Here is a 19,504-nt window from a genome sequence, read left to right as displayed (position 1 = left end):
CGGCGGTACGCACTTGAGGCTACCGCCCGCACCCTTGGTTCTGTAATAAATCACCGCTCCTATGACAAGACAAAAAACTTGAAATGTGCTGTATGTCATATTTGGCTCTCACTAGGTACTCTGTGACTCGGCTGGTTGCGCGGTTTTGACAGGAACTGTCAAAGGTTCAACCAACTAAAAGTTGACAGGCCTGGGCGATGGAGCCCGGTCCTCCCTCAGTGAAAGGTGCAACCACTCGTGAAATCACAAGGAAAGAGCTTCGTCAGAAGCGGGGGACTTCGAAAGGCTGCGGCGCTTGCCCTTGGCCTGCCGTTGCTGCTCTCGTCGATGGCGATGCCCGCCCAGGCCGCTCCCGCCCCGGAGACGCCCGGGAATGTTGCAGGCGTGGCCAAGAAGAACCTTGACCCCAGCGCCTACAAGGACGGCCGATACATGGTGGTCCTGGCCGAAAAGCCTGCAGCTACCTACGACGGCGGCACGGCCGGGCTTGCGCCCACCAAACCCGAAGAAGGCAAGAAGCTCGACGCCGACAGCGCTGAGGTGAAGGAATATCAGCAGCACCTGCAGCAGAAGCAACAGGAAGTTGCACAGCAGGAAAACGTCACCATCGTGCGCGACTTCACCACCGCCGTCAATGGCTTCAGTGCCAACCTGACGGCAGACCAGGCGATCAACCTTGCCAAGGACCCCAAGGTCCTCATGGTGGCACCGGACACGCAGTATGCTCCGGACTACTCCACCACCGACTTCCTCAAGCTCAGCGGCCCCAACGGCACCTGGGCTACCCAGTACGGCGGACAGGACAACGCCGGCAAGGGCACCGTTGTTGGCGTGATCGACACCGGTTACACCCCGTCCAACCCCTTCTTCGCCGGTGAGCCTGTTGGCCCGCTGGTGGGCAATGCCCAGGTGGGCGTTCCGTACCGCACCGCTGACGGCAAGATCGCCATGCTGAAGGCCGACGGCGATACTTTCGTCGGCGAATGCCAGCCCGGTACCGACACGGGTGCCGACTACGATGGCAGCGCCTGCAACTCCAAGGTTCTTAGCACCCACTACTTCGCTGACGCCTTCCTGGAAACCGTTCCCCCGGAAAACCGTGCCCCTGAAGAAGTAATCTCTCCCGTAGACGTGGACAGCCACGGTACCCATACAGCCAGCACGGCAGCGGGCAATGCCAACGTTGACGCCGTAGTGGATGGCCGCAGTTTCGGAACCACCAGCGGCATCGCACCCGCCGCCAAGCTCGCCGTCTACAAAGTCTGCTGGGAGGACACGGACCCTGCCACGGGTGGCTGCTACGGCTCCGCATCCGTGGATGCGATCGAGCAGGCCATCCTGGACGGTGTGGATGTATTGAACTACTCCATCTCGGGTTCAACCACCTCCACCACCGATCCCGTCTCGCTGGCCTTCCTGTCTGCAGCTTCCGCAGGCATTTTCGTTGCAACCTCGGCGGGCAACTCCGGACCGACCGCAAGCACCGTAAACCACGGAGCACCATGGCTGACCACGGTTGCCGCGACGTCCTTCTCGCAGGAGCTCCAGGGCACTGTTGAGTTCTCCGATGGCAGCAAGTTCCGCGGAGCGAGCATCATGAACCGCGAGGTGAGCGGGGCCGGCGTCGTGCTTTCCACCAACGCTGCAAGCGGTGAAGGCAACGCGGCGCTCTGTGCTCCGGGCTCGCTGGACCCGGCCAAGGTAGCCGGCAAGGTTGTCGTTTGTGACCGTGGTGTTGTTGACCGGACCGCCAAGAGCGCTGAGGTCCTTCGCGGTGGTGGCGTGGGCATGATCCTGGTGAACCTGACCGATTCCTCCCTGGACACCGACAAGCACGTCATTCCCACCGTTCACGTGAACCCGCCCGCCACTCAGACCATCAAGGACAAGGTCACGGCCAACCCGGCCATCACCGTCTCCTTGTTGAACCGCGACACCACGGGCTTGCCCGCTGAGGCACAGCCGCAGATCGCAGGATTCTCCTCGCGTGGTCCGCTGCTTGCTACCGACTCGGACTTGTTGAAGCCTGACGTGTCCGCTCCCGGCGTCGCTATCCTCGCTGGCGTTTCGCCCATCGGAACCGGTGGAGATAACTTCGGCTTCCTCTCGGGAACGTCCATGGCTTCCCCGCACGTTGCCGGTTTCGGCGCCCTGATCCTCGCCAAGAACCCGCAGTGGTCCCCGGCCACCGTGAAGTCAGCCATGATGACCACCGCTGGTCCGGTCAAACTGGCCAACGGCGCCATAAACAAGGATGTCTTCGCCACGGGCGCCGGACAGGTGGATCCGGCCAAGGTCCTCTCGCCGGGCCTGGTGTACGACGCCACCACCGAGGACTACCTGAAGTTCATCCAGGGCACAGGCATGGATCTGGGCATGGAAGGGCTGGGCACCACGCAGGCGCGGGACATGAACGTTCCCTCCTTTGCGCTGGGCAACCTCGCAGGCAAAGTGGAGGTCACCCGTACCCTCACTGCCCTGACTCCGGGAACGTACCGTGCATCGGCCAACGTTCCGGGTGTCAACGTCAAGGTCACACCGTCCGTGCTGACCTTTGGCGCTCCCGGTGAGAAGAAGACGTTCAAGGTGCAGTTCGAAAACAAAAATGGTGAACTGGGCAAGTTCGCCATGGGTTCTTTGAACTGGCAGGGTGCCAACAAGACTGTCACCTCCCCGATCGCCGTCCGGCCGCAGTCCGTCATCGCGGACAAGGCCCTGACATTCACGGGAACGGGCCCCAGCGGCTCCGGAACCATCAACATCACCTCGGGCACCAACCTGCCGGTAGGCGTCACCGTTGATGGCCTTTCCAAGGCAGACTCCTCGGCAGTCGAACTGGTTCCCGGCCCGTTCGCGGGCGAAACCAATGCGTCCAACTACGTGAAAAAGGTGACCGTTGGCGAGAGCAGTGCGCTCGCCAAGTTCTCGGTGATCTCTTCCAACGAGGCCGCGGACTTCGACATGCTGGTGGTCACCCCGTCCGGGCAGCAGCTGCCTGCCGCAACGGCGTCGGCCAGCGAAACCCTGTCCGTCCCCAACCCGGCGCCCGGCGACTACTACGTCTACGCCAACCTGTACGCGAGCCCCAACAACCAGGCCACCAAGGCCACCGTTGACGCCGCCGTGCTGGGTGCCAACCAAGGTAACGCCACCGTGACGCCGAACCCGATCCGTCTTGCCAACGGCAAGACCGGTCAGATCTCGCTGAACTGGAAGAACCTGGAGCCTGGCTCCTACATTGGCCGCCTGACCTTTGCAGGAACCAGTGAGCCTAGCTTCGTTACCGTCCTGGTCAACCCGGGCGGAACCGTAGTGGTTCCGGACGAGGAAGACCCGAAGAAGGACAAGAAAGACAAGAAGCACGGTGGCAAGATCCGCGCTGATGAGCCGACACAGGGCAACAACGCCGGCTAGTGCTCGCTTGATGCAGTAACCCGGCGACGCGCAAATTCGTGCGTGCCACAGAAACGGGCTGAGGACACCTGAACCCAGGTGTCCTCAGCCCGTTTGCGTGTCGTGAGCCGGTTTGGGTGTCACGGGCCGGACCTACACGGCGCCGGTTGAGCCCCCGGTGTTGCCCAGCAGCGAAGCCAACGCCTTCCACCGTGCGATCTCACAGCCATCCGTCCTACTGAACTGGCTATGGACTTCGCGTCCCCGGAACCACCCCTTGACCACGGCTACCTGTGGGCCGCCGTACTGCTGCGTGCAGATCCGGTCCGGCCGAGGCTCGGGAAAAAAGACTTCCTCACCGAACTGCTCGACGGCGGCCAGCGCCGCAGTTGCATCAGGCAAGTTCGAGTCCAGCGAGTCAGGGTCAGGCGACAGGATGCCTGCCGCGGACCGAAGGTGGAAGACCCGGCTTTCAGCGCCAGGTGCCTCCGTCAGCGTGACCGTCAGGTCGACGTCGTAGTCGCTCTTATCTGCACCGCGGTTGTTAGTGCCTGACTTGTCTGCGTGGCTGTTATCTGCGGAAACCATGGTTACCTTTCGCTGGTGGCGGCGGGTGCTCAGGCAGCCAAACCGCTCAGCTCATCCAAGAGCGGTCCTACTGCCTGGAGCACACGGGCCCGCAACTCCTGGGATTCGGCCGCGAAAGCCCGCTGGTATTCAACGTACTCGGCCTTGCCCTGCGGTGTCTCAATCCTGATGGGCGGGTAGCCCCATTCTTGAAGATCGTAGGGGGACGCTTGCATGTCCATGGTGCGGATCCGCCATGACAACTCGAAGCAGTCCATCACCAGCTCGCTCGGCAGGGCGGGCGTTAGCTTGTAAGCCCACTTATAGAGGTCCATGTTGGCGTGCAGGCAACCCGGCTGCTCCATGGTGCGCTGGTTCTCGCGGGTGGGCGTGAGTTCATTCAGCGAGGTGGCATCAGGTGTGTAGAAACGGAAGGCGTCAAAGTGCGAGCAGCGGATGCGGTTCTCTTCAACAACAGCATCCGTGCCTTCGCCGCCAAGCCTCAGCTTCAGGTACTCATGCCGCAGCTCAAACTTTTCCTGCCGGTACACCATGGCCCATTCGTGCAGGCCAAAGCACCCAAACTGTGCCGGTCGCTTCGCCGTACCCGCCAGGATGATTCCCGCGAAGCGGACAGCCTCGGCGCGGTCGGCAAGGAAGCCGGCCCGCTCAAAGGTGACCGCAGGCGTGCCTGGAGCCAGCCCCACAGAGGCGAGTTCGGCGTCGTCGAGCGCTCTGTAGAACTTCCAGGTGACGCGCTCCAAGGCGCGCTGGCCGCTGAGGACCACGCCGTCGCCGGGATGCCAACGTTGCAACTGGCCCGGCTTCTGCGTGTAGTAGGTGAAGAGGAAGTCCTCCACGGGGTGTTTCCTACCCGCTGAACGACGCGCCAGATAGGGATCGGCGTAACGCGCGACGCGTGCATGGTGGGCCGCCTCCAGCCCGAGCCATTGCTCCTGGGGGAGGTGCCGAAGCCTAGAGGCCGCCATCTGATCCGAGGACGCTCTTCGCGGCGTCCCATAGGGCGATCTGGCAGCCATCCGTCCGGTTGAAGGAAGCGCTGACTTCTTTGCCGTCCACTGAACCGGTCACCTTGGCCGTTGCCGGGCCGCCGTACTGCATGGTGCAGGCCTGGTCCGTTCGCATCGGGGCGGGGCTCAGGAGGGAGGGGCCGTTCTTGAGTGACGTGCAGGCCTCGGCTGCCGACGGGTGGCTGCTTTCGGCGGCGGGCACGCCATTTGTGCAGACGAGCGTGAACGCCTGAGGGGCGGATTCGGGAGTTTCAACGAGCGTGATGGAGAGTTCGGCATTGCCCGCGCCGGGGGCTGCTGACACGCTGGGTTTCCCGCTTGGGGTGATGTTTGGGCTGCTGCTTGAAGTGGCCGACGACGACGGCGCTTCAGTTGGGCTGTTGGTTGAACCCGGGGTGGGGTTGCCTGAGCACGCGGCGAGGCCGGCGACGGCCAATACTGCCAGTAAGGGCCGAATAAATCGCATGCGCATGGAGTCTCCTAGGTTGCATCCATTTTACGTGGCACTTTTGGTGCTCGCTTCAAGGACACCACCGAGGCTGTGGGCTTGGCTAGGGAGTTGCGCTGACGGGTTTCTGCTGGGTGGCGGCGATCAGTCCGGTCATGGCCTGGTGGAGTTCAGCTACTTCTTCGCGGGTAAGTTGCAGGCGCTCGCGGATCTGGCTCGGAACTGCGGTGGCCTGCTCGCGAAGGGCGGCACCTTTGTCTGTCAGCTTGACCGCCAGTGCCCGTTCATTGCCGGGCACGCGCTCGCGGGTAATCAACTCGGCTTCCTCCAGGCGCCTGAGTAGCGGGGAGAGCGTGGCGGGTTCATGGAGGAGGCTGTCGCTGATGTCCTTCAGCGTCCGGGGGCTTCGTTCCCAGAGGGCAAGCATCACCAGGTACTGGGGATGGGTGAGCCCGAGCCGCTCCAGCACTGGCTTGTAGACGCCCACAACACTGCGCGAGGCCACTGTCAGGGCGAAGCACAGCTGGCGCTCCAGAAGGAGGTCGTCGGTCTCCCGGGTGGACTCGTCAAGGGCTGTCATGGCTGCCTCCTGTGCTTGCTGCCTGATCTATTAGCGCACATTTGGCGATTAGTTAGTGCACTAATAATTAGCGTACTATGGACTTACTGAACCGCCTAAAAGAGGAGTCGATCCGCGTGGCCAAGGAATCCTACACACGGAAATTCATGCGCGCGACAGGGAAGTTCCGTGTGATTTTCGGGCCCGCTCACAGCAGCTCCCTCGACCATGAGATGACCGAGGCCAACCGGAAGTTGCTCGCGCAACGCCAGGCTGAGACCCAACAGTGGGAAACACTCCGCCGGCCCGACGGCAGCACCTACGTAGTGCCCCGCAACCCGGAGGACAAATCGCTGCGGTAGCGTTCCCTGCCTCCCGCCGAGGTGGCACTTAATGCCCATGTTTTTGGGAAACATTGGCGTTAAATGCCATCTCGGCGGGGGATTTGGGGCGTAAAATTGGCCTCACTGAACGGCACGCACCAGCCATGCCGCTTTTCTCTCTCCGGTAAGGAAGGAGGTGGAAAACATGGGACGCAGAATGGAAGGCTTCGTCCATGTGACCGAGCGGCTGCAGTCCGTTTTTGGACCCGCAACCCACGGCGACACGGACAGCCCCGTGGTGCACAAGCACGATGATTTCGAGACCGCTTCCGAAGCGGATCTGAAGAATTTCGACGTCGAAACCGACTCTGAGGGTCATCACTACGCAGTCCGGAACAATGATCCGGGCCCAACCAGCACCGACTACAGCCTTTAATGAGGCGTGAGATGCCGAAGGGCCGGACCGCGAACTCCGGCCCTTCCTCATGCGTTGACCGGCCTAACGCGCTGACTGGCCAGCCACCTTGACCCTGATTCCTTTTCCGTGCCACTGTTGAGCAACTAATCAGGATGCTTATTATGTGAGTAGTACGGTAAATGCTGGTCTACAGAGGGGGCCGTCAATGAGTTTCCAAGACGATGCAGCAAGGATTCCGGGTGGTTCCGCGCGCCCGGACCGGGGTAGCCCGGATCGAGGTAGCTCGGAGCAGCGGGATCGAGCGGTCCCGCCTGCTTCGGGGCACGACAGGCCAACCCGCACGGCCGCTTTATGGGTGGCGGTGGCCGTGGGCTTGGCGGTTCTGGTGATGCTGATCGTCTTCTTCGTCCAGAACCAGGACATGATCACCGTCCGGTTCTTCGGGCTGGAGGGGACACTCGCCCTCGGCACCACACTGTTCATAGCGGCTGTGGGCGGCGGGGTCCTGGTGGCCCTTGCGGGCGGGGCGCGCATCCTTCAGCTCAGGATGAACAACCACCGCCGGAAGAAGGCAGCAGGTGGCCCGGGAGTGGCACCCTAAACGCAGTTAACTGCGGAAGGACCGGAGCGCTTGCTCCGGTCCTTCCGCAATTTAATCCCGACGGCGGCACTCCCTGACGATGTTAAGTCCGCCGGGGTGGTGGGCGGTTTTAGCCTTCGCAGTCAGTGCAGTAGGCGACGCCATCTTTTTCGCGTGCGATCTGCGAGCGGTGGCGAACCAGGAAGCAGGAGTGACAAGTGAACTCGTCGTTTGCCTGCGGAATGACCTGGATGACCAGTTCTTCAGCGACGATTTCGCCGCCGGGGCCGTTGGCATCGAGGCCATCGGTTTCGTCCAGTTCAAGCACGACACTCTTGGCCGTGGGAGCGCTGGCGGACTGGAGAGCCTGGAGGGACTGCTCCTGGTTCTCTTTTACATCGGTACGGAGTTCGTCGTAATCGGCTGCCACTTTTTAATGCCTCTTCGTGTTAGGGGGTTACCGGGTATGCAACGTACAGCATGCCACGAAAATTCCATACCATACCCCAGTTCTGCAGCTTGTGGCGAAAACCACGTGGGTGACGGGCAAAAAAACCCGCCACCCAGCGTACTTTCGCCTCTGTATTACCGAAGTTCCATGTAATTACCGAAGTTCGATGTGGAGGGCTTGGAAGTCGTCGGACGCGTGGCGACCAACCAGCAGGCGGAACGTGCCCTGCTCAAACTGCCAGCCGCCGTCGTAATATGCAAACGCCTTGGCAGGGATGCGTATTTCCACGCTCTCCGTGCCGGCTGGAGCGAGGTGTGTCCCGGCGTAGCCAGCTAGCCAGCGAACGGGCCGCTCCACGACGGAATCGGCGCGGTCCAAGTAAACCTGGACGACCTCCCGCCCGGTGCGTGTGCCCGTGTTCCGGACAGGTACGTGCACCACAACATCATTCCCGGCGGCGACTACCTGCGGCGCGTGGGCCTTGCCCAGTTCAAAGGTTGTGTACCCAAGGCCATAACCGAAGGGGAGGGCGGGAGCTGCGCCGCCTTCGCCTTGCTGCTTGAGCCATGCGCGGTAGCCGATGTGGATTCCCTCGGAGTAGACCACCTTGCCGTCCACGGGGGTGGTGTTCAGGACGGGAACGTCTTCCAGGGCGGCGGGCCACGTGGTGGGGAGGCGTCCGCCGGGTTCCTCGGCACCCAGCAGGATGTCGGCGATGGCACTGCCGAACTCCTGACCGCCAAACCAGCCCAGCAGGACCGCGTCCACCTTGTCGAGCCACGGCATCAGGACAGGCGAGCCGGAGTTCACCACAACCACTGTGCGCGGGTTGGCCCCGGCTACTGCTTCCACGAGCTGGTTTTGGTAGCCGGGCAGGTCCAGGTCCTTGCGGTCGAAGCCCTCGGATTCGATGGCGGCGTTGGTCCCCACAACCACCACTGCAACTTCGGAGTTCCGGGCAGCGTCCACTGCCGCGTCAATCTCGGCTTGCGGGTCGGCAACCACTGTCTCCTCGCCCAGCAGGATGGCCGTGAACGGGATGACCTGTTCCTTGGGCAGTTGGTACTCGGCCTCGATCCGGACGGTCTGGTCCGCGGTGGTTTCCACGGCGTGGACGGTCTTGGGCGGATCGAAAAGGGCGGCGCCCAGAACTTCGGTCTCGTCCTTGATGTCGTCGTTGAAGACTTCCGTTCCGTCCACGACAAAGCGGATGCGGCCTACGGTGCCGACTCCGAGGTGATGGACGCCTGCTGTCTCGGCTGTCCAGACTGTTTCCATGCGGATGGAGGCCGCGCCGTCGGGAATTCCAATGCCGAACCAGATCAGGTGCGAGGCCAGGCGATCTTCGCCGGAGATCTCTGTACCGTCTTCGGCAAGGAAGGTCACGCGGATTCCGGGGACTTCGGAGACCGGGTTGTGGAGGGATGCGCGGGGGAACGGCTGGATGCCCTCGGCGACCTTGGCGCCACGCGCGTAGGTGACGGTGACGTCGTCGGGCAGTGCCTTCCGCAGGCCTGCCAGCGGCGAGACGGTGTATTTGGGCATCACGGTGGCGCTGCCGCCGCCCTGGGTGCGGGCTTCGTCGGCATTGTGGCCGATGACCGCCACGCGGCTGAGCGTCTTGGCGTCCAGCGGCAGGATGCCGTTGTTGCGGACCAGCACAGCGCCGCGGACGGCGACTTCACGTGCGACGGCGGCCCCGTCCTGTTGCGTCGGGAGCTCGGTCACTGCGGGCTGGAAGCCTTCGAGGGAGCCGACACGGGCCGCGAGGCGGAGGATGCGGTTGACCTTTTCCAGGATCGCCTCACGGCTGACCCGGCCATCGCCGACGGCGGCAAGGAGCTTGGGTCCCCAGTGGCCTACCGGGCCGGGCATTTCCAGGTCCTGGTGGGCGTTGGCAGCCTCTACTGAGCGGACACCCGTCCAATCGGACACTACGACGCCGTCGAAGCCCCATTCGGTGGACAGCGGAGTCTCCAGGAGCTTGTTCTCGCTGGCGGTGGTGCCGTTGATGGAGTTGTACGAACTCATCACCAGCCAGGCTCGGGCCTCCGTGATGGCGTCCTCGAAGGCTGCCAGGTAGAGCTCACGCAGGGGGCGTTCGTCCACTACGGAGTCCGCGGTGAAACGCTCGGTTTCGGCTTCGTTGGCCAGGTAGTGCTTTGGCGTGGCGCCAACGCCCATGGACTGGACACCTGCAACGTACCCGGCCGCCATGGTTGCGGTGAGCCGCGGGTCTTCGCTCATGCACTCGAAGTGGCGGCCGCCCAGCGGGGAGCGGTGCAGGTTGATGGTGGGGCCCAGGACGGCGTGGACGCCCTTACGGCGGGCCTCCTGGCCCAGGACCTGCCCGTACCGGTGCGCCGTCTCGACGCTCCACGTCGCGGACAAAGCAGACGACGACGGCAAGGAGACCGAGTCGTGGCGCTCATCGAAGTCTTCGCCCCGGACCCCGGCCGGACCGTCGGACATGACCACGCGGGAGAGGCCGATCTCCGGGATGGCGTGCGTGGACCAAACGTCCGCACCTGTCAACAGTTGGACCTGCTGCTCAAGCGTCAGGCTCCGGGCCAGTTCGCGGATCCTGGCTTCCGCATCGTTAGCTCCTGCTTGTGGCGAGGTGACTGCCGGGGAGAGTGAGGGATTCATTTACTTGACTCCTTTGATACGGGTGACGAGGAGGGCCATCCAGAGGCCGGCGCTCGCGATGGGCATGCCGATGACGTAGGCGCGGGAAGCGGCTTTTGTGCTTCCACGTTCCGGGCGGGCGGTTTCCGCGCCTGCCACCTGCTGGTTGAGATTGAGGGCCACATTGCCTCCTGATGAACAGGTGACCCACCGTTGGGTCTTGAAGGAAGACTCTAGCGACAAAAGTCTAGTGTGACTAGATTTTCAGAGAAAAAATCGAGTGATACTCGATTTTTGAACCTTCAAATAAACTGAACGGATGTCAACACCCAGGGCCCGCGGCCAGTACGCCAAGGGCGCCGAACGCCGCGAACAAATCATCCAGACAGCTACAGATGTCTTTGCCACGGAGGGCTTTGAAGGCACTGCCCTCAAGCGCGTCGCCGAACGGGTGGGCGTCAAGGAAGCCACTCTGTTCCACTACTTCAAAGGCAAGCAGGAACTACTGACCGCAGTCCTGGCCGAGCGGGATCGACGGTCACTCGCAGTTGGTGGCGAATCCGAGGTGGGGTTGAGCCTCATGCCGGGCATCGCCGAGCGCAACGAGCGTGAGCCCGGCCTGACCACGCTTTACGCGGTGGCCTCCGCCACGGCCAACGATCCCGGGCATGCCTCCCACATGTACTTCAAAGAGCGCTACGAAACAGTAGTGCGGGACGTCGCCGTGGACATCGAGCGGCGACAGAAGGCAGGCGAGGTACGGACCGACGTCGGGGCTGAAGCGCTCGCGAGGCTGGTGGTGGCCGCTTTCGATGGTTTGCAGTTGCAGTGGCTCTACGACAAATCCGTGGATATGGCAGAGGGACTGACTCAACTGGTGGAAGTCCTGCTGGCGCCGACTCACCCAACTAAGTAGCAGTTAAGGCCGTTCTGAGAGCTCAGAACGGCCTTAAGTGCTACTTAGTTGGGGGCGTTGCCCGGGGTGACCCTAGCGGCCGGTGCCGCCGTAGACGGTGGCCTCAGCGTCGCCGTCGAGCTCGAACGCATTGTGGATGGCGCGCACGGCGTCGTCCAGGGCATCGGCGCTGGTGACTACGGAGATGCGGATTTCTGAGGTGGAGATCATGTCGATGTTGATGCCGGCGTCGGAGAGGGCCTTGAAGAACGTGGCCGAAACGCCGGGGTGCGAACGCATGCCAGCGCCGATCAGGGAGAGCTTGCCGACGTGCTCGTTGTATTCAATGCTCTCGAAGCCGATCTGGCCTTCAGCTGCACGCAGGGCGGCCAGGGCGTCGGCGCCTTCAACGATGGGCAGCGTGAACGAGATGTCCGTGCGGCCGGTGCCGTGGGTAGAGACGTTCTGGACAATCATGTCGATGTTCGAGTGCGCATCAGCGATCACCTGGAAAATCGCAGCAGCCTTGCCGGGGATATCCGGGACGCCTACTACAGTGACCTTGGCTTCGGACCGGTCGTGTGCAACGCCGGAGATGATTGGCTGCTCCAAGGCAACTCCCTCTTGAATGTTGAACTTTTCGTCGGCACCCGGGATGACCCACGTGCCTTCGTGCTGGCTGAATGAGGAACGGACGTGCAGGGGCACACCGAAACGGCGGGCGTACTCCACGCACCGCAGGTGCAGGATCTTGGCACCGGAAGCGGCCAACTCAAGCATTTCTTCGCTGGAGATACGGTCGATCTTCTGGGCGGAGCTCACAACTCGGGGATCGGCCGTGTAGATGCCGTCCACGTCTGTGTAAATTTCGCAGACATCAGCCTCAAGTGCGGCGGCCAAAGCAACAGCGGTAGTGTCCGAGCCGCCGCGACCAAGCGTGGTGATCTCGTTGGTGCTGCGGCTCATGCCCTGGAAACCGGCCACGATTGCGATGTGTCCCTTGTCCAGCGCGGTGCGGATCCGGTGGGGGTCGACGTCGATAATCCGGGCCTTGCCGTGGATGCCGTCGGTAATCATGCCGGCCTGGGATCCAGTGAAGGACTGTGCGGAAGCGCCGAATTTGTTGATGGCCATGGCGAGCAGGGCCATGGAAATTCGCTCGCCTGCGGACAACAACATGTCCATTTCGCGGGCGGGAGCCGAGTCCGTGACCTGGCTTGCGAGATCCAGGAGTTCGTCTGTGGTGTCACCCATTGCGGAGACAACAACCACAACCTCGTTGCCGGCCTTCTGCGCATCCACGACGCGCTGTGCGACCCGCTTGATGCCATCAGCATCGGCAACCGAGGAACCGCCGAACTTTTGAACGATCAGCTGCTTGGTAATGGCAGCCTCGTTGGAGAGCTCTTCGATCTTCACTTCGGTAGTGGGCATAGTCATGCGCGCACCCTCACTGCATCAATAGGGTTCGAACGCGGCATGCTGAATTCCAAATTGGAGCACGCCTGCGTAGCTTATTTCCCCAGTTTATCGCCGCGTGCAGGGCTGGTAGGAATTGTGACCACATAGCGGCCACGTGCTCTCCCTACCACCCGGCAGTGCCCGGGCCACCCTTGAACGGGCCGACGATCTGCCGTGTGATCCAGCCGCCGTAGAAGTCGCCTTCCTGGAATGTCACCTGTTCGCCGTTGATTTCGCAGGAATCCATATGCACCGGGTAGAGGGCCACCCGGCTGCTGAGGGCCTCGAAACCCCGGGCCGGTTTGGTGTAGGTCCACCCGCCACGGGATACGGCGACGCCGCCGGCAACGACGTCGAAATAGCTCGCTTCGCCCTTGAACTCGCAGAAAGTGGTGCCCCCAACAGGGACGAGCACACCGCTCCGGAAGGCATCCAACGGCACGTAGTAGACAGGCGGATGGCTGGTCTCCAGGACCCGCATAGCGTTGGCGGTGTCAACGATCACCTGACCGCCAAGCCGCACCACAATCCGTTCCGAGCGTGCTTCGATCCTCGGCGGACGCGGGTAGTCCCACACCGATTCCTGACCGGGGCCCGGTTTGATGGGACGGGGGCGCCGAAAGACGCCGTTGCTGGAGACCATGAGCCATGGTTGCACGCTCGGCTGGGATCTCGCCTTGAATTCGTGAAATTAGGGGCATACTCCGGACGCTAGGATTATTGCCCATGGATCCGAAGGAGAAGGAACACCTCAACCGGTTGCTGAACCGTCCGTACTACTACGGGTACGCCATGAGAGGTAAGACCATCTTTGCGTACACGAAGGAAGAATGGGGCATCGGTGCGAGTTCCGGCGGCGGCGACTACAACCTGATCCGCTCCTTCTATTTCAGTCTGGCACTAACGATTCTGATGGCGCCAGTTGCGCTGGGCTGCCTGATTCTTGCATTTGTCCTCTTGATCAACCTGCAGATCACGGCCCTGATTATGGCATTTTTCGGGCTCATCTTTGGCTTCGCCCTCCTCCAGTGCTATTTCAACGTCAAGGAAGAATGGCTGGGGAGGAAGGCGCGAAAACTCAAGGGCCTTCCGAAGCCTTGGTGGAAAGCGTCCGATGACCAGGCCTACGAATGGTTCTTGACCCACCCATCGCCTCACATCCACATGACCCTGGAGTACTTCCCGGATTCCGTGAAACTCCGGCAAATAGCGGACAATACCGCAGGGAACTAGCCCAATCGATCTAGAGGCCGCACGTTCGCCCGGCGTACCATCCAATTCATGAGGTTTGTGAGCGGCGATGTCCGGCGTTCGTGACCAAGAGGGCGGCTCGGATCCGGGCCGGGCTGAACCCGAATACGAAGTGATCGGCGGTGTCATCGACGATCATCCTTCCAGCACTGCCCGGAAGGCGGATTCGGGGCGGCCGCGCGCATCCGGAACCTTTAAGATGACCGCGGGCAAGGCATGGAGGAACACCCGGAAATCCTTCACATCGTGGTGGTTCTGGTTGGCTTGCGCACTGGGGATTGCGCTCGCGTGGGGGATGGCCGCCGCACTCATTGTTATGGGAGAGGCCAACGGCTGGTTCGAGACCGAGGTTGCCGGCGCCGTGTATTTGCTGATGGCGGCATTCCTGGCACTGGCGGCTGCCATGCTGGGTGCTGCTTGGGGCTTCCGGCATACGAAGGGAAGCATCCCTGTTCTGCTGCTGTCAGGAGCCATGAGGGGTGTGGCGTTGGCTGCGACGGGATGCGGTGCGTTGCTCCTGGTGGGCCTCAGCTTCGGCGGACCAATGGCGCTGGCCGGTGCCGCCGTCGTCGTCATAGTTCTTGAAGTAGCGCTGTTCGGGCTGATCGGTGCCGGTTCGCGGAGATGCTTCGCCAAGGCAGCTCCCGGTGCGGCTTTGGCTGCGGTGCTGGTGGCTTTCCTGTGCATTGGCAATGTGGTGGTCACGCTCCTGCTGATTCCCGCGACCGCGGGAACAGTCCAGGTTTCGGTGCCCGTCAACGTCGAGCGCGACGACTCCGGAAGAGTCATCGCGTACGAATGCGTAGGCAGTCTTCGTCCAGTTGAGGTGGCGCACACGGATCGGATTGCCTGGCTGGCCACGTCCAACCCTGTCCTGCTCCTGGGAAGCGTGGGCGGTGAACTGGCAGCTACGGACAACCCGGTTGGATGGATGTTGTCCGGACTGCAATGGGCTGCCGACGGTCCCTCACGCGAAGTCCCGTGCCTCGGCGGGGAATCAAGTGCTGGCCTTGCGCCTTCGATCCCCGTCGCCCTGACCGGCTTGGCACTACAGGGGCTGCTGGCTGCGCTCGTGCTTGTTGCGGGACGCTGGCAGGCCACCCGGCGGGCGGCGGCTAGTTCGGGGCCCGGGTAACCGGCTGACGCACATACTCGGAAATTACGACGCCTGATCCGAAGGCCGTCGTCGACACCTCGCTGAAGGCGCTGGGCTGGTAGGCCCCGGGCGCGAAGAGCGGGATCCCGTCACCAAAGAGCAGCGGGCTGCGTTTGAGCACAAGCCGGTCAATTTCACCGGCGAGCTGCGTTGCGAGTCGCCCGCCGCCACAAAGCCAAATCGCCTTCCCGGGCTGTGACTTCAACCGGCGCACAACGTCTACGGGGTCTTCGTCGGTAAGCGTCAAATTCGGGTGCTCGCCCGGAATGTCCGCCTCGGTGCGCGTCCGGCTAAACACTATTTGTTCGAGGTGCTGATACGGGCTGGTCATGCCCGCCGGAAGGCCCACGGCGTAGGTATTCCAACCCATCACCACCGTGTCAAACATTGTCCCGTTCCGTTGGATGCCCATGGCGTCCGCGATCACGGTAGGAATGGCGTCAGGGAAGCGTTGATTCTGTGCGGCCATGTGGTCGCCCTCCACTGGGAAGGCATCGAACTCGCCTCCGGGGCCTGCAATGTAACCATCCAGGCTTACGGCAACGTAGTAGACAAGTTCTCGCACGGGACCCCCATCGCGGCTGATGTTGTGATTGCGAGATTACAGCAAGGCGTTGCGCCTGCCCTCGAACGCCCGGCCCAACGTGACCTCATCGGCGTATTCTAGGTCTCCACCCACAGGCAGGCCCGATGCCAAGCGCGTTACGGTGATTCCGATCGACTTGAGCATGCGGGCAAGGTAGGTAGCCGTAGCTTCGCCCTCGAGGTTCGGGTCCGTGGCGATGATGATTTCCTGGATGGCGCCGTCGTTGAGGCGTGTGAGGAGCTCACGGATGCGCAACTGCTCCGGACCTATACCCGCGATCGGATTGATGGCACCGCCAAGCACGTGATAGCGGCCGCGGAAGGACCGCGTACGCTCGACGGCCAGGACGTCCTTGGACTCCTCAACGACACAGATGACCGACGGATCGCGGCGCTGGTCGCGGCAAATATTGCACGTTTCCTGCTCTGTCACGTTGAAGCAGAGGCTGCAGAACTTCACGCGTTCCTTGACCGTGGTGATGGCCGTGACCAGGCGCTTCATGTCCTCGGGGTCCGCCTCAAGGATGTGGAATGCCAGGCGCTGCGCTGATTTGGGGCCCACACCGGGAAGCCGGCCGAGCTCATCAATCAGCTCTTGAACTGCACCTTCGTACACAATGTCCTCGTTCGGTTGAAATCAATGCTGGAGTCAGCGGGGTTGTAGGGGAGAACCGTCCAAGGCGCGCTCTTCAATCAGCTTCCCGCCCAGAATACGCTCCACCGCGGCGCGCCCAAATACCCGGGACTCCTCGATGGTTTCGTCTTCCGGGCTGGGAATGTCCTCCGCCACTGACTCCGGCTTCGCCTGGGTCCTCACCGGCGCCTGGACACGGCCCGCTTGGGCTTCGGGGCTGTTCGTTAAGCGCTGATACAGGCTTTGACGGCCAGTTGGACTGCCCGACGGCGCAGCCTCCTCGAGCGTCGCAACGGAGCCGTGCGCTTCCTCGGGTTGAGTCGCCAACGACGGCCAGGCCGCCGGGGCGTTGCTGGTTGCCGGGGCGGGCATGGATTGCGCTGCGGGCCAGCTCGACGCCGGTGCGACGTCCCAGCTGGAGCTCGGGTTCTCCTCGGCGTTGGTGGGGTGACCGTAGGTTCCGGACGCCGTTGCCGGAGCCGGTGCTTGCGCCGCGGCCGGTTCATAGTCCGGGGTGTTTGTTGCGGGCGCGCTTTCTGCGATGTCCTGCGCGGGTTGCTTGCCCACGTTGGACTCCGTGCCTACAACCCAGGTTCCCGGCGCCTGCTCGACTGCGCGCGACCACGGATCGTCGGACGCAGTGGTGCTCGAAGCGGGTGACGTTGTGGCTGCGGCCGGGGGTGCGGTTGTGGAGGTCTTGGCCGGTGTTGCTGCTGCCGACGCCATTGGGCTTGCCGGCGCTGAGGCCGCCGGTTGGGAGTTCGTGCGGCTGTAGCCCGCGGGTGGTTCCCAGTCTGCCGGAGGCTCTTCATCCAGCGGCGGGGCGTCCTCGTCGAGCGGCGGACCCCAATCATCGTCGGGGTACGAGTAGTCACCGGAAGGCTCGGCCGCGGGGGGAGCGGCGGGAGTTGAGGCGGCTGGTGCTGGTACCGGCGCAACTGGGGCGGGGGCAGTTGCGGTAGCGGTGGGCTCTGCTCGCGCGGGGGTGGACACCGAAGGCTCGGGTGCTTCTGCTGGCGCGGATGCGGCGGGTGCAGGAGCGGGGGAAGCTACTGGCGCGGAAGCGGGCGCAAGACCCCAAGCGGAGTCGACAGCTGACACTGGTGCCGGCGCCGAAGCTGTTTCCGCAGGCGCCGACGTGACACCTGTGGCTGTGCCCTTGGGGGATCCACTGCCAGACGACGCCGGGGCGCCCACGGATGATGCAGTTGCCGGAGTTTCCCGGCTAGTAGGTGCTTTTGGGTTTGGCTCAGAGCTCGCTGAACTGTTGCCGCCAGCCACTGCGACGATCTGGCAGTCGATGCCGATGGTCTTGTGGATCGCCTGCCGAAGGTTCTCGGAGTGATCGGCACGTCCGAACGCACCCGCGAGGCCACCGGTTGTGAAGGCAAGCGTCAATACCTGGCCATCAAACTGTGCCACTTGGGCATTCGGTTCAACCAGTGCCCAGGTGCTGCGCTTGATCTTGGTCAGCGTCTGCAGGACGTCCGGCCAGGCGCGGCGCAATGCTTCCACATCGCCGCTGCCTCCGGTAGCGGGAACCGGAGCAGCAGCCGGCTGCGGAGCTGCAGCAGGTGCCTGTTGCGGTGCGGGCGTTGGCTGTGGCTGAGACAGGGCTGCTTGGGATGGGGCAGCTTGCTGCGAGCGGCCGGCAGCCGGACGGTCTTCGACGGGCCAATCGTTGGTGGACACTCGAGGTGCTGTGATGGCATCCCGCGAACCAGCGTCTGTGGACTGATGTGCAGGGGACGGCTCCGGAGTGGACGCGGACTGCTCGGGCGCGGCAGATGCTGCAGCAGGGGCTTGCCGGGAAACGGCGGGTGTCGCCGGGACAGCCGGAGTTTCCGCCTGTGCCGGCGCTGTAGGTGCGATCGGCGTAGTAGCCGTAGGAGCCGGTGGGGCAGCAGCCACAGCCGGGGCGCCGTCGTCGCCGGTGTAATTCAGGCGACGTTCCACGCGGTCGATGCGGGCAGCGATGCCACGCTCGGTCTGCTCGGCGCTGGGCAAGAGGATGCGCGCGCACAGCAGCTCAAGGTGAAGGCGCGGCGACGTAGCACCGGTCATCTCAGTGAGCGCGGTGTTGGTGACGTCCGCCGCCCGGGACAGCTCCGCCGCGCCCAAGTTGGTTGCCTGATTGCGCATCCGGGCGATCTGGTCGGCTGGCATGCCACGAAGAATGGCCTGCGCGCTCTCGGGCATCGCCTGGACGATGATGAGGTCGCGGAATCGTTCCAAGAGATCTTCGACAAAACGGCGGGGGTCGTGGCCGGTCTGGATAACGCGGTCCACGGCACGGAACACAGTGGCAGCATCTGCCGCAGCAACGGCATCCACGATGTCGTCCAGCAATGAAGCATGTGTGTAGCCCAGCAGCGCAACAGCGAGCTCATAATCCAGGCCATTGGGACCGGCGCCGGCCATGAGCTGGTCCAGGACGGACAAGGTGTCGCGAACGGAACCTCCACCGGCGCGGATGACGAGCGAGAGCACGCCGGGAGCCACAGGAACGTTCTCCTGCTGGCAAAGGAGCTCGAGGTACTGCATGAGCGGCTCGGGCGGCACCAACCGGAAAGGGTAGTGGTGCGTACGGGAGCGGATGGTCCCGATGACCTTGTCCGGCTCCGTGGTGGCGAAGATGAACTTGATGTGTTCCGGGGGCTCTTCGACGATTTTGAGGAGTGCGTTGAAGCCGGCCGACGTGACCATGTGGGCCTCGTCAATGATGAAGATCTTGTAGCGGTCCCGGACCGGGGCGAAGGTCGCGCGTTCGCGGAGATCGCGGGCGTCGTCCACGCCACCGTGGCTGGCGGCGTCGATCTCGATGACATCCAGCGAGCCGGAGCCGCCGCGTGCGAGTTCGACGCAGCTGGGGCATTTGCCGCAGGGAGTATCAGTGGGGCCTTCGGCGCAATTGAGGCAGCGTGCAAGGATGCGCGCGGACGTGGTCTTGCCGCAACCGCGGGGGCCGGAGAAGAGGTAGGCGTGGTTCACGCGGTTCTTGCGGAGCGCCGTCATCAGCGGCTCCGTGACGTGTTCCTGCCCGATAACGTCCGCGAAAGAGTCCGGGCGATACCTTCGATACAGGGCAGTTGTAACAGTCACAAGTGAAACCTACCTATAGGGA

At 63.1% G+C, this 19,504-nt stretch carries 19 protein-coding genes; 7 read left to right on the top strand and 12 right to left on the bottom strand.

What is annotated here, in order from left to right; genetic code table 11:
• Positions 1–237 precede the first annotated feature (237 nt).
• Positions 238–3,414 (top strand): S8 family serine peptidase, encoded by a 3,177-nt coding sequence (locus tag AC6CH8_RS17285; protein ID WP_498191624.1) that lies wholly within the window; start codon positions 238–240, stop codon positions 3,412–3,414.
• 132 nt (positions 3,415–3,546) lie between these two features.
• Here the strand turns inward: AC6CH8_RS17285 and AC6CH8_RS17280 are convergent, their stop codons facing one another.
• From AC6CH8_RS17280 to AC6CH8_RS17265, 4 genes are all read right to left on the bottom strand, one after another.
• A complete protein-coding gene (locus AC6CH8_RS17280; RefSeq protein ID WP_498191623.1) occupies positions 3,547–3,981 on the bottom strand; it encodes a serine protease inhibitor in 435 nt (144 codons plus the stop codon).
• A gap of 29 nt (positions 3,982–4,010) precedes the next feature.
• Positions 4,011–4,949, bottom strand: coding sequence for a 3-methyladenine DNA glycosylase (locus AC6CH8_RS17275; protein ID WP_498191622.1), 939 nt, complete (start codon positions 4,947–4,949; stop codon positions 4,011–4,013).
• Entirely contained in the window at positions 4,936–5,463 is a 528-nt protein-coding gene (locus AC6CH8_RS17270) for an SSI family serine proteinase inhibitor (RefSeq protein ID WP_498191621.1), read from the bottom strand. Before AC6CH8_RS17270 ends, AC6CH8_RS17275 begins: the two co-directional genes overlap by 14 nt.
• Positions 5,464–5,542: 79 nt before the next feature.
• On the bottom strand, positions 5,543–6,019 hold the full coding sequence (locus tag AC6CH8_RS17265; protein ID WP_498191620.1) for a MarR family winged helix-turn-helix transcriptional regulator: 477 nt from the start codon (positions 6,017–6,019) through the stop codon (positions 5,543–5,545).
• A gap of 116 nt (positions 6,020–6,135) precedes the next feature.
• Between AC6CH8_RS17265 and AC6CH8_RS17260 the strand changes: the two genes are divergently transcribed.
• From AC6CH8_RS17260 to AC6CH8_RS17250, 3 genes are all read left to right on the top strand, one after another.
• Positions 6,136–6,360 carry a hypothetical protein gene (locus AC6CH8_RS17260; protein WP_054808891.1) on the top strand — a complete coding sequence of 75 codons (225 nt, stop codon included), beginning with the start codon at positions 6,136–6,138 and terminating at the stop codon, positions 6,358–6,360.
• Between the two features lie 166 nt (positions 6,361–6,526).
• Positions 6,527–6,757 (top strand): hypothetical protein, encoded by a 231-nt coding sequence (locus AC6CH8_RS17255; protein WP_044568518.1) that lies wholly within the window; start codon positions 6,527–6,529, stop codon positions 6,755–6,757.
• A 187-nt stretch (positions 6,758–6,944) separates the two neighbouring features.
• Positions 6,945–7,340 (top strand): LapA family protein, encoded by a 396-nt coding sequence (locus AC6CH8_RS17250; protein ID WP_420180057.1) that lies wholly within the window; start codon positions 6,945–6,947, stop codon positions 7,338–7,340.
• A gap of 109 nt (positions 7,341–7,449) precedes the next feature.
• On the opposite strand, the gene AC6CH8_RS17245 is transcribed toward AC6CH8_RS17250, so the two are convergent.
• The 3 genes from AC6CH8_RS17245 to AC6CH8_RS17235 form a co-directional block, all read right to left on the bottom strand.
• Positions 7,450–7,749, bottom strand: coding sequence for a DUF4193 domain-containing protein (locus tag AC6CH8_RS17245; RefSeq protein ID WP_011773410.1), 300 nt, complete (start codon positions 7,747–7,749; stop codon positions 7,450–7,452).
• Positions 7,750–7,923: 174 nt separating this feature from the next.
• The gene (locus AC6CH8_RS17240) at positions 7,924–10,419 is read right to left on the bottom strand and encodes a beta-glucosidase family protein (protein ID WP_498191619.1); all 2,496 of its coding nucleotides are present in this window, start codon (positions 10,417–10,419) and stop codon (positions 7,924–7,926) included.
• Entirely contained in the window at positions 10,420–10,581 is a 162-nt protein-coding gene (locus AC6CH8_RS17235) for a hypothetical protein (RefSeq protein ID WP_420180059.1), read from the bottom strand. It abuts the gene before it with no gap.
• Positions 10,582–10,717: 136 nt separating this feature from the next.
• Between AC6CH8_RS17235 and AC6CH8_RS17230 the strand changes: the two genes are divergently transcribed.
• Entirely contained in the window at positions 10,718–11,314 is a 597-nt protein-coding gene (locus tag AC6CH8_RS17230) for a TetR/AcrR family transcriptional regulator (protein WP_498191618.1), read from the top strand.
• A gap of 72 nt (positions 11,315–11,386) precedes the next feature.
• On the opposite strand, the gene AC6CH8_RS17225 is transcribed toward AC6CH8_RS17230, so the two are convergent.
• Together AC6CH8_RS17225 and AC6CH8_RS17220 are read right to left on the bottom strand one after the other, a co-directional pair.
• Positions 11,387–12,733 carry an aspartate kinase gene (locus tag AC6CH8_RS17225; RefSeq protein WP_091465188.1) on the bottom strand — a complete coding sequence of 449 codons (1,347 nt, stop codon included), beginning with the start codon at positions 12,731–12,733 and terminating at the stop codon, positions 11,387–11,389.
• 145 nt (positions 12,734–12,878) lie between these two features.
• Positions 12,879–13,397: a DUF427 domain-containing protein gene (locus AC6CH8_RS17220; RefSeq protein ID WP_498191617.1), complete on the bottom strand. Its 519-nt coding sequence runs from the start codon at positions 13,395–13,397 to the stop codon at positions 12,879–12,881.
• A gap of 83 nt (positions 13,398–13,480) precedes the next feature.
• On the opposite strand from AC6CH8_RS17220, the gene AC6CH8_RS17215 reads away from it, so the two are divergent.
• Both AC6CH8_RS17215 and AC6CH8_RS17210 read left to right on the top strand, forming a co-directional pair.
• Positions 13,481–13,987: a hypothetical protein gene (locus AC6CH8_RS17215; RefSeq protein ID WP_091465191.1), complete on the top strand. Its 507-nt coding sequence runs from the start codon at positions 13,481–13,483 to the stop codon at positions 13,985–13,987.
• Positions 13,988–14,054: 67 nt separating this feature from the next.
• On the top strand, positions 14,055–15,140 hold the full coding sequence (locus AC6CH8_RS17210) for a hypothetical protein (RefSeq protein ID WP_498191616.1): 1,086 nt from the start codon (positions 14,055–14,057) through the stop codon (positions 15,138–15,140).
• On the opposite strand, the gene AC6CH8_RS17205 is transcribed toward AC6CH8_RS17210, so the two are convergent.
• The 3 genes from AC6CH8_RS17205 to AC6CH8_RS17195 are packed head-to-tail and all read right to left on the bottom strand — an operon-like array spanning position 15,121 to position 19,482.
• On the bottom strand, positions 15,121–15,726 hold the full coding sequence (locus AC6CH8_RS17205; protein WP_498191615.1) for a dihydrofolate reductase family protein: 606 nt from the start codon (positions 15,724–15,726) through the stop codon (positions 15,121–15,123). The genes AC6CH8_RS17210 and AC6CH8_RS17205 overlap by 20 nt on opposite strands.
• 36 nt (positions 15,727–15,762) lie before the next feature.
• Positions 15,763–16,362 (bottom strand): recombination mediator RecR, encoded by a 600-nt coding sequence (recR, locus tag AC6CH8_RS17200; protein ID WP_498191614.1) that lies wholly within the window; start codon positions 16,360–16,362, stop codon positions 15,763–15,765.
• A 33-nt stretch (positions 16,363–16,395) separates the two neighbouring features.
• Positions 16,396–19,482 (bottom strand): DNA polymerase III subunit gamma and tau, encoded by a 3,087-nt coding sequence (locus AC6CH8_RS17195; protein ID WP_498191613.1) that lies wholly within the window; start codon positions 19,480–19,482, stop codon positions 16,396–16,398.
• Positions 19,483–19,504: the final 22 nt, after the last annotated feature.

This window comes from Paenarthrobacter sp. GQ52, assembly GCF_059759005.1.
This window is presented reverse-complemented; position numbering and strand designations above follow the sequence as displayed.

Excerpts from the sequence above, each read along its gene's own strand:
- AC6CH8_RS17240 (WP_498191619.1), bottom strand. The coding sequence starts at position 10,419 with ATGAATCCCTCACTCTCCCCGGCAGTCACCTCGCCACAAGCAGGAGCT.
- AC6CH8_RS17275 (WP_498191622.1), bottom strand. The coding sequence starts at position 4,949 with ATGGCGGCCTCTAGGCTTCGGCACCTCCCCCAGGAGCAATGGCTCGGG.
- AC6CH8_RS17225 (WP_091465188.1), bottom strand. The coding sequence starts at position 12,733 with ATGACTATGCCCACTACCGAAGTGAAGATCGAAGAGCTCTCCAACGAG.
- AC6CH8_RS17215 (WP_091465191.1), top strand. The coding sequence starts at position 13,481 with ATGGATCCGAAGGAGAAGGAACACCTCAACCGGTTGCTGAACCGTCCG.
- AC6CH8_RS17230 (WP_498191618.1), top strand. The coding sequence starts at position 10,718 with ATGTCAACACCCAGGGCCCGCGGCCAGTACGCCAAGGGCGCCGAACGC.
- AC6CH8_RS17250 (WP_420180057.1), top strand. The coding sequence starts at position 6,945 with ATGAGTTTCCAAGACGATGCAGCAAGGATTCCGGGTGGTTCCGCGCGC.
- AC6CH8_RS17220 (WP_498191617.1), bottom strand. The coding sequence starts at position 13,397 with ATGGTCTCCAGCAACGGCGTCTTTCGGCGCCCCCGTCCCATCAAACCG.
- AC6CH8_RS17255 (WP_044568518.1), top strand. The coding sequence starts at position 6,527 with ATGGGACGCAGAATGGAAGGCTTCGTCCATGTGACCGAGCGGCTGCAG.
- AC6CH8_RS17270 (WP_498191621.1), bottom strand. The coding sequence starts at position 5,463 with ATGCGCATGCGATTTATTCGGCCCTTACTGGCAGTATTGGCCGTCGCC.
- AC6CH8_RS17280 (WP_498191623.1), bottom strand. The coding sequence starts at position 3,981 with ATGGTTTCCGCAGATAACAGCCACGCAGACAAGTCAGGCACTAACAAC.
- AC6CH8_RS17210 (WP_498191616.1), top strand. The coding sequence starts at position 14,055 with ATGTCCGGCGTTCGTGACCAAGAGGGCGGCTCGGATCCGGGCCGGGCT.
- AC6CH8_RS17265 (WP_498191620.1), bottom strand. The coding sequence starts at position 6,019 with ATGACAGCCCTTGACGAGTCCACCCGGGAGACCGACGACCTCCTTCTG.